This is a genomic window from Pseudonocardia sp. HH130630-07 (genome assembly GCF_001698125.1).
GTDB lineage: Bacteria > Actinomycetota > Actinomycetes > Mycobacteriales > Pseudonocardiaceae > Pseudonocardia.
This window is the reverse complement of the sequence record NZ_CP013854.1, coordinates 3,384,489-3,397,788: the sequence shown is the minus strand read 5'-3', so window position 1 is coordinate 3,397,788 and position 13,300 is coordinate 3,384,489. Positions and strand designations below refer to the sequence as shown.

Annotated in this window: 11 protein-coding genes; 3 read left to right on the top strand and 8 right to left on the bottom strand. The window is 74.7% G+C overall.

Annotated elements, in window-relative coordinates:
• Positions 1-23 precede the first annotated feature (23 nt).
• Both AFB00_RS34085 and AFB00_RS16525 read left to right on the top strand, forming a co-directional pair.
• Positions 24-200, top strand: coding sequence for a DUF6104 family protein (locus tag AFB00_RS34085; RefSeq protein WP_197519556.1), 177 nt, complete (start codon positions 24-26; stop codon positions 198-200).
• Positions 201-331: 131 nt separating this feature from the next.
• Positions 332-1,777 carry a CitMHS family transporter gene (locus AFB00_RS16525; protein ID WP_068797984.1) on the top strand — a complete coding sequence of 482 codons (1,446 nt, stop codon included), beginning with the start codon at positions 332-334 and terminating at the stop codon, positions 1,775-1,777.
• A 52-nt stretch (positions 1,778-1,829) separates the two neighbouring features.
• Here the strand turns inward: AFB00_RS16525 and AFB00_RS16520 are convergent, their stop codons facing one another.
• From AFB00_RS16520 to AFB00_RS16510, 3 genes are read right to left on the bottom strand one after another with little or no spacing between them, the layout of a single operon-like run.
• Complete coding sequence (locus AFB00_RS16520) at positions 1,830-2,192, bottom strand: hypothetical protein (protein WP_068797983.1); 363 nt, start codon at positions 2,190-2,192, stop codon at positions 1,830-1,832.
• The gene (locus AFB00_RS16515) at positions 2,189-4,972 is read right to left on the bottom strand and encodes an FtsK/SpoIIIE domain-containing protein (protein WP_068797982.1); all 2,784 of its coding nucleotides are present in this window, start codon (positions 4,970-4,972) and stop codon (positions 2,189-2,191) included. Before AFB00_RS16515 ends, AFB00_RS16520 begins: the two co-directional genes overlap by 4 nt.
• Before the next feature lie 13 nt (positions 4,973-4,985).
• Entirely contained in the window at positions 4,986-5,246 is a 261-nt protein-coding gene (locus AFB00_RS16510; RefSeq protein ID WP_068797981.1) for a hypothetical protein, read from the bottom strand.
• A 270-nt stretch (positions 5,247-5,516) separates the two neighbouring features.
• Between AFB00_RS16510 and AFB00_RS16505 the strand changes: the two genes are divergently transcribed.
• Positions 5,517-6,884 carry an Nramp family divalent metal transporter gene (locus AFB00_RS16505; protein ID WP_068797980.1) on the top strand — a complete coding sequence of 456 codons (1,368 nt, stop codon included), beginning with the start codon at positions 5,517-5,519 and terminating at the stop codon, positions 6,882-6,884.
• Positions 6,885-6,893: 9 nt separating this feature from the next.
• Here AFB00_RS16505 and AFB00_RS16500 read toward each other — a convergent pair whose 3' ends face one another.
• From AFB00_RS16500 to AFB00_RS16480, 5 genes are all read right to left on the bottom strand, one after another.
• On the bottom strand, positions 6,894-7,802 hold the full coding sequence (locus tag AFB00_RS16500; RefSeq protein WP_068797979.1) for an ABC transporter substrate-binding protein: 909 nt from the start codon (positions 7,800-7,802) through the stop codon (positions 6,894-6,896).
• Positions 7,799-8,536 carry an ABC transporter permease gene (locus tag AFB00_RS16495; protein ID WP_068797978.1) on the bottom strand — a complete coding sequence of 246 codons (738 nt, stop codon included), beginning with the start codon at positions 8,534-8,536 and terminating at the stop codon, positions 7,799-7,801. Before AFB00_RS16495 ends, AFB00_RS16500 begins: the two co-directional genes overlap by 4 nt.
• Positions 8,533-9,195, bottom strand: a complete 663-nt coding sequence (locus tag AFB00_RS16490) for an ABC transporter permease (protein ID WP_068797977.1) — start codon at positions 9,193-9,195, stop codon at positions 8,533-8,535. Before AFB00_RS16490 ends, AFB00_RS16495 begins: the two co-directional genes overlap by 4 nt.
• A 9-nt stretch (positions 9,196-9,204) precedes the next feature.
• Complete coding sequence (locus AFB00_RS16485; protein ID WP_068797976.1) at positions 9,205-10,284, bottom strand: ABC transporter ATP-binding protein; 1,080 nt, start codon at positions 10,282-10,284, stop codon at positions 9,205-9,207.
• 137 nt (positions 10,285-10,421) lie between these two features.
• A complete protein-coding gene (locus tag AFB00_RS16480; RefSeq protein ID WP_083275567.1) occupies positions 10,422-13,232 on the bottom strand; it encodes a putative bifunctional diguanylate cyclase/phosphodiesterase in 2,811 nt (936 codons plus the stop codon).
• Positions 13,233-13,300: the final 68 nt, after the last annotated feature.

The window sequence follows — 13,300 nt, the reverse complement described above, 5'->3', positions numbered from 1 at the left end:
GGCGGGGTGGTTAGGCTCCCCCCGTGTACTTCACCGACCGCGGGATCGAGGAGCTCGTCGACCGGCGCGGCGACGAGCAGGTCAGTGTCGAGTGGCTCGCCGACCGGCTGCGGGCCTTCGTCGACCTGAACCCCCAGTTCGAGACGGCCGTCGAACGGCTGTCCAGCTTCCTGGCCCGCGACGAGGCCGACGACGAGTGAGCCCGCCCGGCGGGTGAACACTATGACCGCAGCGCACGCTGTGACCACTGCGAGGGCTGTGTCCGCAACCGTGGCTCGACGCAATCCGGCGCCTAGCGTTCCTCCCTGCCACCACAGCAGGAGGAGCGCCGATGCTCATCGTTCTCGGAGCCGCGATGATCGCGGTCTTCATGTACCTGATCCTGTCGAAGCGGCTCGCGCCGGTCCTGGCCCTGGTCCTCGTACCGCTGACGTTCGCGCTGGTCACCGTCGGTACGGGGCTCGCCGAGCCGGGCGAGGAGGGCGTGGTCGACTCGATCATGACCGCGGTGTCGGACTTCGCGCCGACCGCGGTCCTGCTGTTCTTCGCGATCATCTTCTTCGGCACGATGATCGACGTCGGGCTGTTCGACCCGCTGATCCGGTTCGTGCTGCGCACCGTGGACAACGACCCGGTCCGGCTGGTCGTGCTGACCGCGGTGCTGGCGGGCGTCGTCTCCCTCGACGGTGACGGGTCGACCACCTTCATCATCACCGTGTCGGCGTTGCTGCCGATCTACCTGCGGCTGGGCCTGAGCCCGGTGGTGCTGACGGTCGTCGCGAACCTGGCGAACGGCGTGCTCAACATCCTGCCGTGGGGCGGCCCCACCGTCCGGGCCGCGACCGTGCTGAACGTGTCGCCCTCGGAGCTGTTCAACCCGATGGTCCCGGGCATCGTGGCGGGCATCCTCACCGTGCTGGTGCTGGCGTGGTTCCTCGGCCGCTCCGAGCGCAGGCGGCTGCTCGCCTCCGGGCGCACCCTGCAGGTCGTCGCGCACGAGCTGGAGCCGGCGATGGCCGGGGCCGGTGGCGGCGACGACGGCGGCGCGGACCACGGCACCGGTGGCGGCGCCGGCGGCGCGAACCACGGCACCGGTGGCGGCGCCGGCGGCGCGGACGGCGGGCCGGGCGACATCCTCGACCCGGACCGGCCGACCCTGCGCCCGAAGCTGATCTGGTTCAACCTGGCGCTGACCGCGGCCCTGCTGGTGCTGCTGGGCATGGACGTCCTGCCGCTGGCGCTGGTGTTCGTGGTCGCCACCGCGATCGCGCTGGTCGTGAACTTCCCGCGGCCGGAGGACCAGCTGCGGGCGGTGACGTCGCACTCGTCGTCGATCGTCGCGGTCGTCGCGATGGTGTTCGCCGCCGCCGTGCTGGTCGGGGTGCTGTCCGGGACCGGCATGGTGACGGCGATGGCGAACGGGATCGTCGCGGCGGTGCCGCCGTCGATCGGCAGCTGGTTCGCCGTGATCACCGGCGTGCTGAGCATGCCGCTGACGTTCTTCCTCACCAACGACGCGTTCTACTTCGGCATCCTGCCGATCCTCACCGAGGCGGCCGGGCACTACGGCATCGAGCCGGTCGAGATGGCCCGCGCGTCGATCGTGGGGCAGCCGGTGCACATGACCAGCCCGCTGGTCCCGGCGCTGCTGCTGCTGGTCTCGCTGGCGAAGGTGAACCTCGCCGACCACCACCGGAAGGTGATCTGGCGGGCGGCGGTCTGCTCGCTGGTGATGCTGGCGACGGCGATCGTGCTCGGCGTGATCCCGCTGGGCTGATCCGGCGCGGGCGGTCGTGCCGGCCGGGGTCCGGGAGCGCGAGCGTGGCCGGTCAGGCGTCGCGGTTGCGGAGCCGGAAGAACCGGCGGTCCCCGGACGCGCGGAGCGCGTCGAGGGCCTCGTCCGCCTCCCGCTCCAGCTCGGCGTGCCGGGCCGGGTCGGCCCGGTGGTCCGGCCGGGGCCGGGGCTTGCCCGGCTCCTCGGCCGACCACATCACCTGCAGGGCCGCCTCCCAGCGCAGCTCGTACATGCCGCGGGCCAGCATCAGCGTGTCGGCCGAGCCGCGCAGCTCCTGCTCGGTCCGGCGGAGCACCCGGCGCAGCTCGGCGGCCCGCTCGGCGTCACGCTCCCGCAGCTCGACCACGGCCCCGGCCAGCCGGGCCACCACCTCGCGGTAACGCTCCGGGGCGTTCACCGGCCACCTCCACGGTCGGTCAGGATCACCAGCTGCGGACGCGAGTGCCGGGACCGGTCGAGGAACAGGCCGCGGCCCGGCGTCGGCATCCAGTCCAGCGGCTGGCCGCCGAGCAGCCCGGTCAGGTCCGCACCCTGCACCCCGGTCGCGATCCAGGCGCCGAGGTCGTCGATCGCGGCCCCCGGCGGCGCGAGCAGGGTCTTGAGCCGCTGCGCGCCCTGCCACCAGCCGAACACGTGCACCCCGACGCCCGGTCCGTGCCGCAGCACCGCCCGCAGGTCCTCGGTGCCGGTCCGGTCGAGCATCGCCTCGGCGGCGTCCGCACCGAACAGCACGACCGCCACCGACCGGCCACCGTCGCCCGACGCGGCCCGGTCCCGGACGGTGGCCGCCAGCTCGCGGACCCGGCCGGCGAACCCGTCGGCACCGACGGCGTCCACCTCGTGGCCGCCCGCGGACAGCCGGTCCGCCAGCGCACCGGACTCCACCGCCGCGTCGGCGGCCAGCGGGACCAGCACGACCCGGCCGGCGCCCGGCCCGGCCCCGGCGAGGTAGGACTCCACCGCCGCGCTCAGCAGCGGGACGGCGACCCGCGCGTCCGGCCCGACCACGCCCAGGTTGCGGCCCGGCCCGGCGCCGAGCCCGGCCGCGGCGGGGCTGCCGTGCACGTCGACGAACTGGCCGACGAGCGCCCGCGGGACGCCGTCGGCGGGCAGCCGGGCCAGCAGCGCGTCGTGCGCGGGGGCACGGGCACCGTCGAGGACGACCGGCTCCGGCTCGCCGGGGAACATCCCGAAGGCGGTCCGCTGCACCTCGCGCACCAGGGCCGCACCGGCCTCGGGGACCCGGACCACCCGGTTGCCGTGCTCGACGCCGGAGTCGTGGTTCACCACGGCGTGCCAGCGCGGGATCTGCAGCGCCGCCTCGTTGTCCTGGGCCAGGATCCGCCGGGCCCTGGGCAACGCGATCCGCAGCACGAACTGCTCGAAGATCGCCGACCGGCCCCACAGCGCGTCGATCCCGGAGATGTCCTGGCTGGCCAGCACCAGGTGCACGCCCTGCGAGCGGCCGCGCCGGGCGACGTCCTCCAGCAGCGCGGTCGCCTCGGCGCTGACGGCGTCCCGCCCGGTGAACAGGAACTGGAACTCGTCGATCACCGCGACGATCCGTGGCAGCCGGGTCTCCCGCCCGGTGACGCCGCGGTCGGCGAGCTCCGCCCGCAGCTCGGCGATCTTCGTGGCGCCGTAGCGGCGGGCCAGCTCCGCGCGCGAGCGCATGACGTCGGCCAGGTGCCGCAGCAGGGCCAGCCCGAACTCCCGGTCGGTGTTGATGTTGACGCCGATCAGCCTGGCCTGCGGGAGCCGGTCGCGGCGGTGCCCGTCCGGGTCCGGGGCGAACTGGGTGAACGACACCCCCTCCTTGAAGTCGAGCAGGTACAGCTCGACCTCGTCCGGCCCGTACCGCGCGGCGAGCCCGGAGATCCAGGCCAGCAGCAGGTTCGTCTTGCCCGATCCGCTGGGCCCGCCGACCAGTGCGTGCGGGGAGTGGTCGTCGAGGACCAGCTCCGAGGGCATCCCGTCGGAGAAGCCGATCTCGGTGACCAGGCCCTGGTGCGAGCGGTCCCGGCCGCGGTCCGGCCCGGCCGGCAGCAGGTCGGCGAACGCCCCGAGCCGGCCACGCCACTCCTCGTGCGCCGCGGCGATCGCGGTGGCGATCCTGGTGACGTCGTCGGTGCCGACCGGTGGGTCCGGCTCGACCAGCACGTGCGGCCCGGTCAGCGACGTCCGCACCGGCACCGGCGCCGACGGGTCCTCCGGATCGACCCCGGGCGGGTCGCCGAAGTCGACCGACTCGACCGGGTGCCGCAACGCCACCGGCACGTCGAGCAGCACCAGCACGACACCGGCCGCGATCCCGCCGCGGGCCACCCGCTGCAGCTGGCGCAGCTCCGCCTCGGGCAGCTCGTGCCCGTTGCCGACCAGCACCGCGACCATCCAGGACTCGGGCCGCTTGCCGGTCTCACCGGCCAGCTCGGCCAGCGACGCGCAGCCCGCGGCCAGCACCCTGGTCTGCACCCGGCGGATCCGGTCCGCGAGCAGGGACAGCAACGCCTCCAGCCGGGTCGGGTCGTGCACGGTGAGCAGGCCGGTACGGGTCAGCGGGTAGAGCCCGGGCAGCGCACCGGCGAGCTGGCCGACGTCCCAGACGTGCACGTTCACCACCCCGGGCCGGTAGTGCCGCAGCAGCCGCAGCACCAGCTGCTCCACCATCGCCTCGGCCCGTTCCCGGCTCCGCGGCGACGACACGACCTGCAGGTGGGCCCCGTCCAGCAGCGGGACGGCCACCCGGAACGGCGCGCCGCCCTCGACCGACCCGGTGCCGAGCGCCCACATCTCGGGGACGTCACCGACGGCCTCCGCGCACCCGGCCACCGCCTTCCACTCGGCCGGGTCGTCCCCGGCGGCACCGGGCGCCGCGGTCGTGACGATGTCCGACAGCGCCTGCGGCGAGTCGCCCTGCCAGCCGTCGAAGGCGTGGGCGCGGTCCTCGGCGACCCGGGCGAGCACCCCGGCCAGCCGCGGGTTCGCCAGCACCGCGGCCAGTCCCGGGTCCTGCTGGGCCGCGTCGTACCCGGTCTCGCGCAGCCAGAGTTCCGCCATCGCCTCCGCGTGCGCCACCGCCGCCCGGTCCCGCCGGACCTCGGCGGCACCGATCGCGGCGGAGGCCGCGGCGTGGAAGTGGGTGAAGGCGGTGCGGATCCGGTCGCGACGGCGGGGCATCAGGTGCGGGGCGTCAGAGCCGGGAGGCGACGTCGTCGGCGGCCTGCATCGCGATGTGCAGGGCCTGCTCGACCTCGTCGATCTTCTCCGACGCGGCGCCGAACCGGGCGCGGGCGTCGTCCGCGTCGTTCTGGGCGGTGCCGTAGATGTTCTGCGAGAAGGCCGCCCCGGCCTCCTCGATCGCCTGCCGGGCGTGCCGCAGCGCGCCCAGGCTCTCGGTGGCCTGCTGGTTGGCCCGTCCGATCCCGGCGCGGATCTCGTCGATGTTCGCCATGCCACTCCCCGTGCGTACGTGGCGTCCGGACTCGTCGGACGCCGTGCCGGAATCTATCGGCCGGTGTGGTCGTCACCATGGTGAGCCGCGCGGTGACCCGGCGCAACGCTCGGCGAGCGTGACCGTTGCCGCCGCGAACGGACGACCCGGGCGGCGCAGTCGTGACCCGGCCGCGCTGGAACGGCACCCCCGCCTGGCCTAACGTGCGGCAGACGGTCGGCCGCAGGCAGCCGCCGTCCCGAGCCCGGCGTCGTGATTCGGAGTGTGACCATGGCCTCCCCCGGTCCGCAGACCGACTTCCTCGAACCACCGACCGGGGCGGCGAAGATCCGCTCCATCGGGCCGGGGCTGCTCGCCGCGGCGACCGGCGTCGGCGCCGGTGACCTCGTCGCGACGATGGTGGCCGGTGCCAGCTACGGCACCGCCCTGCTGTGGGCCGCCCTCGTCGGCACACTGGTGAAGCTGGCGCTCGGCGAGGCCGTCGGCCGCTGGCACCTGGCGTCCGGCGCCACCATGCTCGACGGCTGGCGGCGGCTCGGGTACTGGGCGACCGGCTTCTTCGGCGTGTACATCGTGGTGTGGGGGTTCGTCTACGGCGCGACGGCGATGTCGGCCGTCGGGCTGCCGCTGAACGCGCTGTTCGGTGGGCTGCAGGTGCGGTACTGGGCGATGCTCGCCGGCCTGGCCGGCGTGGTGCTGGTGTGGCTGCAGCGCTACCACGTCTTCGAGAAGTTCATGACCGTCCTGGTGGTCGTGAAGTTCTTCTCCGTGGTGTTCGTGGCGTTCCTGGTGGGCCCGGACCTCGGGGCGCTCGTCGCCGGCCTGCGGCCGACGCTGCCCCCGGGCTCGACGGTGTACGTGCTGGGCCTGATCGGCGGGGTCGGCGGCACGATCACCATGGCCGCCTACGGCTACTGGCTGTTCGCGAAGGGCTGGAAGGGCCCGAAGTGGCTGTCGATGATGCGGCTCGACAACGCGACCGGCTACATCATGACCGGCATCTTCGTGGTGTCGATGCTGGTCGTCGGCTCGACGGTGCTGCTGGGCCAGAACCTCACCGAGTCCGACTCCGGCCTGCTGACCCTGGCCGACCGGCTCGGTGAGCTGTACGGCCCCGCGGTGCGGATCGTGTTCCTGATCGGCTTCCTGTCGGTCACCTTCACCTCGCTGCTCGGCGTGTGGAACGGCGTCTCGCTGCTGTTCACCGACTGGGTGCGCGCGATCCGGCTCCCGCACGGCCGGCGGACGGCGATCGGCCCCGGCGAGGGCGACGCGGTCGTCACGGGCGAGGAGCACACCGCGGCCACGGCCGAGCGCGCCGACGGCCCCGGGCGTGCCGGGGTCTACGAGGCGGCGCGGGCGGAGAAGTCGCTGCCGTTCCGCTTCTACCTGCTGTGGCTGACCTTCCCGCCGATGGTCCTGCTGCTGTTCGACCGGCCGTTCGCCCTCACCCTGGTCTACGGCGTGCTCGGGTCGTTCTTCATGCCGTTCCTGGCGATCACGCTGATGCTCCTGCTGAACACGAACCTGGTGGCCAGGGAGGGGCGCAACGGCTGGCTGTCCAACGGGATCCTGGGGATCTCGTCGGTGCTGTTCGCCGTCCTGCTGGTCACCGACGTGTACTCGCGGCTGCCCTGAGCCCGGGCCTCACGCGCCGCTGCCGGCGGTGATGCCCCTGCGCTCCAGCCAGTCGGCGGCCACGGTGCGCAGGGCCGGCTTGTCCGGCCCCGCCGCCTCGGCGTTCATCGCGAGCAGCTCCTCGGTGGAGAGCTCGCCGGAGATCCGGTCGAGCACCGCACGCACCTGTGGCGTCGCCTTGCGCTGTGCCATCACCGGCACGACGTTCTGCGCGGCGAAGTTCTCCTTCGGGTCCGCCAGCGGCACGAAGTCGTTCTGCGGGAGGGCCGGGTCGGTGGTGAACAGGTTCGCCGCCTGCACGTCGTCGCCCTCCAGGGCGGCGACGGTCAGCGGGCCGCCCGAGTCCAGCGACCGGTAGTCCTTGAACGCACAGCCGTAGTTCTTCGCCAGGCCGGGGATGCCGTCGGTCCTGGTCCGGAACTCCGGGCCCCCGCCGAAGGTCAGCTCCGGGCAGTGCGGCGCCAGGTCGGCGATCGAGCGCAGGTTCAGCCGGGTGGCGGTCTCCCGGGTGACGACGACCGCGTCCTTGTTCTCGGCCTCCGACATCCGGCCGAGCAGCAGTTCCGGCGGCAGGGCCTGCTGCAGCGCGGTGTACACGTCGTCCGGCTCGACGGCCGTGGACTCCTCGTCGAGGTAGGTCAGCAGCGCGCCGGAGTAGTCCGGGATCAGGTCGACCGAGCCGTCCTGCAGCGCCGGGAAGTACGCCTCCCGGGAGCCGATCGCCACCGGGTCCTCGACCTGCACCCCGGCGTCGCGCAGGGCGATCGCGTAGACCTCGGCCAGCAGCTGGGACTCGGTGAAGTTCCCGGAGCCGATCGCGACGACGTCGGGATCGGTGTCCGAGCCCGCGAGCGGGTCGCCGCCGCAGCCGGCCAGCGCGAACGCCGCCACGACCAGCAGTGTCACCAGCTTCTTCACGCCGCGCTCGCCTCCGTGTCGCGTCCGCCGCGGAGCACCCGCAGCCGTCGGCCACCGGTTCCGGCCGGTGGCGCCGCCGCCGCACCGGCACGCAGGCCGGGCGAGACGATCAGTCGCTGCAGCCCGCCCAGCACCAGGTCCGCGACGACGGCGAGCAGGGCGACCAGGATCGAGCCGCCGATCATCGCACCGAAGTCGCGCTGGCCCAGGCCGTCGATGATGAACCGGCCGAGCCCGCCGATGCCGACGTAGGCCGCGACCGTCGCCGTCGAGATGACCTGCAGGGTCGCGCTCCGGATGCCGCCGATGATCAGCGGCAGCGCGTTCGGCAGCTCGACCTTGGCCAGTACCTCGGGGCCGCGCATGCCGACGCCGCGGGCGGCGTCCACCACCGCCGGGTCGACGTTGCGCACCCCGGAGTAGGCGCCGGCGAGCAGCGGCGGGATCGCCATGATCACCAGCGCGATGAGCGGGCCGAGCAGGCCCAGCCCGACGAGCAGGAACAGCAGGACCAGCAGGCCCAGCGTCGGCAGCGCGCGCAGCGCGTTCGCCAGCCCGACGACGACGAACCCGCCGCGACCGGTGTGCCCGATCCAGGCACCCAGCGGCAGCGCGATCACCATCGCGATCAGCATGGTCAGTGCGGTGTAGCCGAGGTGCTCGGCGAGCCGGACCAGGATCCCCTCCGGGCCCGCCCAGTTCGCACCGTCGAACAGCCAGCCGAGGTAGGTCATGTCGTCGCTCCCGCCCTGGCCCGCTGGCCCGCCCGCTCCCACGGGGTGGGCAGCCGCCCCAGGAGCACCAGCAGCGCGTCGATCACCACCGCGAGCAGCAGCACCAGCACGATGCCCGCGATCGTCTGCTGCGGGATCTCCCGCTGGAAGCCCTCGGTGAACATCTTGCCGAGGCCGCCGAAGCCGATCACCGAGCCGACCGTCACCAGGCTGATCGTGCTCACCGACGCGACCCGCAGCCCGGCGACGATCACCGGCACGGCCATCGGCAGCTCGACCGAGACGAACCGGCGGACCGGGCGGTAGCCCATCGCCGTCGCCGAGTCGACGATCTTCGGCGGGACCGCGGAGAGCGCGTCGGCGACCGTGCGCACCAGCAGGGCCAGCACGTAGACCGTGAGCGCGACGATCACGTTGGTCGTGTCCAGGATCCGGGTGCCGAGGATCGGCGGCAGGAAGACGAACAACGCCAGCGACGGCAGCGTGTAGAGGAACCCGGCCGCGTTGAGCGTCAGCGTCCGGCCCCAGGACCGGCGGTTGGCCAGCCAGCCGAGCGGGATCGCCAGCACCAGCCCCAGCAGCACCGGGACCAGCGAGAACACCGCGTGCTGGCCGGTCAGCTCCAGCACGAGATCGAGGTTGCGGAAGACCCAGTCCATGGCCCGGCCCTACGCGGCGGAGTCGTCGCGCGCGGCGGGCAGCGCCGCCAGCACGTCGTCGGCCGTGACCGACCCGGCGACCCGGCCCTCGGCGTCGACGGCGACGCCCTGGCCGGACGGCGAGGACAGCGCCGCGTCGAGCGCACCGCGCAGCGAGCCCGAGCCGACCGCGTACAGCGTGCCGCCGGGGACGATCGCGCCGTCGGTGACGACGCCGTCGCCGGCCTCGACCCAGCCCAGCGGGCGGGCGGTCGCGTCGACGACCAGCGACCAGCCCGCCGACGGCAGCGGGTCCCCGACCGACCGCATGTCCAGCGAGCCGAGCGGGATGGCGTCGGAGGTCAGGAAGCCCAGACCGCGGTAGCCCCGGTCCCGGCCGACGAAGTTGTCGACGAAGTCGTCCACCGGGCGGGACAGCAGCACGCCCGGCTCGTCGTACTGGGCCAGCTTGCCGCCGACCCGGAACACCGCGACCCGGTCGCCGAGCTTGATCGCCTCGTCGATGTCGTGGGTGACGAACACGATGGTCTTGCCCAGCTCGGACTGCAGCCGGAGCAGCTCGTCCTGCAGGCTCTCCCGGACCACCGGGTCCACCGCGGAGAACGGCTCGTCCATCAGCAGCACCGGCGGGTCCGCGGCGAGCGCCCTGGCCACGCCGACCCGCTGCTGCTGGCCACCGGAGAGCTGGGTCGGGTAGCGGCGGGCCATCGACGTGTCGAGGCCGACGGTCTCCATCAGCTCCATCGCCCGGTCCCGGGCCGCCTTCTTGCCGCTCCCGACGAGCATCGGCACCGTCGCGATGTTGTCGACGATCGTGCGGTGCGGGAACAGCCCGGCCTGCTGGATCACGTAGCCGATCCCGCGGCGCAGCTCGGCGGGGTCCGCGGCGAGCACGTCCTGCCCGTCCACCCGCAGCGCGCCCTCGGTCGGCTCGACCATCCTGTTGATCATGCGGAGGGAGGTCGTCTTGCCGCAGCCGGACGGACCCACGAAGACCGTGATCCGCCCCTGCTCCGCGACGAGGTCCAACTCGTCGACCGCGACCGTCCCGTCCGGGAAGCGCTTCGTGACGCCCCGGAACTCGATCATCGCCGGCTCCCCCTGCCTTCGGCGCGCGGCCCTGAGGAAGGGCCGCGATGTCGGAGCACAGTAACCCGAACGGGGGCGCCCGGCGACCCGGTCCCCGATCGCCGGACACGTGTCCGGACCGGGGGCCGGCCACCGCCTCACCAGGCGCCGGGGGGCCCGCCGTCCGGGGTCGAGGTCGCCGGGGTGGGCAGGCCGCCGCCGCGCAGCACCCGGTGCAGGTCGTCCGGGCGCAGCGAGCGGGCGAACAGCCAGCCCTGGAAGGCGTTGACCCCGATCCCGCGCAGCACGTGGAACTGCTCCGCGGTCTCGACGCCCTCGGCGACCGTGGCCCGCCCCATCGCCCGTGCGACCTCGACGACCGCCCTGGCCAGCGCGAAGTCCGCCGGGTCGGTACCGACCCCGGTGACGAACGCACGGTCGACCTTGACCGTCTGCGCCGGGAGCTCCTTGAGCCGGGCGAGCGAGGAGTAGCCGGTGCCGAAGTCGTCGACGGCGAACCGGACGCCGCGGCGCACCAGCTCGCTCATCGCGTCCAGCGCCGGGGCGGGGAGCGAGACGAGGCTGGTCTCCACCAGTTCGAGCACCAGCTGGTCCCAGCCCAGCCCGGCCCGCTCGACGGCGGCGCTCACCTCGTCGAGGAACGCCGGGTCGGCCGGCAGCAGGCCGGCCAGGTTCACCGCGACGGCGATCCGCTGCCAGTGCTGCGGCCAGGTCGCCGCCTCGGTGGTCGCGGTGCGCAGGACCCACACGTCCAGGTCCCGCTGCAGCCCGCTGCGCTGGGCGACCGGCAGGAACTCGCCCGGGGACACCTCGCCGTGCACCGGGTGCGACCAGCGCAGCAGCGCCTCGGCCGAGAGCACCGTGCCGTCCGGGCCGACGACCGGCTGGTACTCCAGCCGCAGCGCGTCGGACTCGATCGCCGCCCGCAGCTCCGCCTCCAGCTCGAGCTGGCGCAGCTCCGGTGCGACGGTCCCGCGGTCGGCGACCGCGACGGTCCCCCGGCCGCGCTGCTTGGCGTGGTGAACGGCGACCTCGGCCGAGCGCAGCAGGTCGTCGCCGCGCGGCGGGCGCGGGCCGACCGGCACCGCGTCCCGGGTGGCGACGCCGACCGAGGTCGTCAGGGCCACCGGCCGGCCGCCGACCGTGACCGAACCGCGCAGCAGCTCCGCCACCGTCCCGGCGAGCGCGGAGACACCGCCGGTGTCCTCGATGTCGGCGCAGACGACGGCGAACTCGTCCGCCGAGAGCCGCCCGGCCGTGCACAGCGGCGGCAGCTCGCGCTGCAGCCGCCCGGCCAGCTCGACCAGCAGGGCGTCCCCGGCCTCGTGCCCGAGCCCGGTGTTGACCCTGGCGAAGTCGTCGACGTCGCCGCAGACGACCGCGACCCGGTGCGCCTCCGGCCCGGCGAGCAGCCGGTCGGCGACCTCCAGCAGGCCGGCCCGGTTCGGCAGCCGGGTCAGCGGGTCGATGGTGTCGGCCTCGTGCAGGACGTCGGCGGCCCGCCGGCGTTCCCCGACGTCGGTGACGACGAGCAGCCAGAACGGGCGGCCGTCGTCGGACGGGGAGGCGTTGACCACGACCTCGCACTCGACCCGGGTGCCGTCGGCCCGCAGCAGCGGGAGCGACTCGATCCGGTAGGTCGGCTCGGGGTGCGACGGGGCGCGCAGCCAGTCCGGCAGCCCGCCCCGCTCCCCGGACTGCGGGTCGGCGGACAGCGACCGCGCCGGCACGCCGCGCAGCGTCTCCAGGTCCGCGTCGAGCAGCTGGCACAGCGCCGGGTTGGCGTCCACGATCCGGCCACGGCCGTCGAGCATCGCGACGCCGGTGGTGATCGTCGCGACCAGGTCGGCGAACCGCTGCCCGGACCGCTGCGCCCTGGACTCGGCGCGCCGCCGGTCGGTGACGTCCTGCACGGTCCCGATCAGGCGCAACGGGGCACCGCCGGGGGTGCGGTCGATCCGGGTGCGGCAGGACAGCACGACGCCGCCCTCGGGCCGGATCTCCGAAGAGTGCGCAGCGTGCGCGGCGGGCCCGGCGGGCCCGGCGTGCGGGGCCGGCGCGGGCCGGGGCCGGCCGTCCGGGCCGCGCTGCAGGGCGCGGCACACCCGCTCCACCTGCTCGCCCTCGATCGGGCCGTCCGGGCCGTCCGGCCGGACGCCGAGCACGCGGTAGAGCTCCACCAGGCCCTCGCTGCGGGTGAGGGTCCCGGCCTGCAGGTCGAAGGTCCAGGTCCCCGACCGGGTGGCGCGCTCCAGGTCCAGCGCGGGCGTGTCGTCGAACGCGGCGGGGGCGGCGTCCGGGAACGCGGTCAGGAGTACGACCAGGCGCCCGTCCGGCTGCGGCCACCGGACGACCTTCACCCGGGCGAGCCTGCGGTCGGCGCGCACCAGCCGGGCGTCGGCGTCCGGGCCGACGAGCAGCTGCGGCAGCTTCATCCCGGTCGGGTCGGCCGAACCGGCCAGCCGGCGCAGCGCCGCGTTCGTGTGCAGGACGATGCCGGCGGCGTCGCAGAGCAGCGCCGGCGACGGCGGCAGCTGGACGGCGGAGTGGTCGGCCGGATCGGTGACCTCGGGCTCGTGCCCGGCCGCGCCTCCGGCCGGCCGCGGCGTCGGCGACGGCCGGCCGGGCCGGTCCGGACGCGGCTCGTCCGCGCCGGCCGGGCCGGCGCGCACCACGCCCGGGGCGGGCAGCGTGGTCGTGGCCCCGCTCACCGGGCCGGGCGCGGGCGGCACCGGGCCGGGGAGCACGGCCGCCGGCCCGGCGGGCGCCGGGTGCGGCCCGGGCCGCGGCCGCGGCCGGGTGGCGGCCGTGCCCCCCGGGCCCGCGAAGGCCCGGGCGAGGTCACCGGCGAGATCCGCCGGGACACCTGCGACGTCCGCAGCATCTGCGACATCCGTGACACGGGCGTCGGTCTCCCGGGGATCGTCCGTCCACGGCTCGTCGGCCATGTCACGGGGCGTACCCCCCGGACGGTGTCCCGTCCGTGGATCCAGGTCGGCCACGCCCGCCTCCGTTC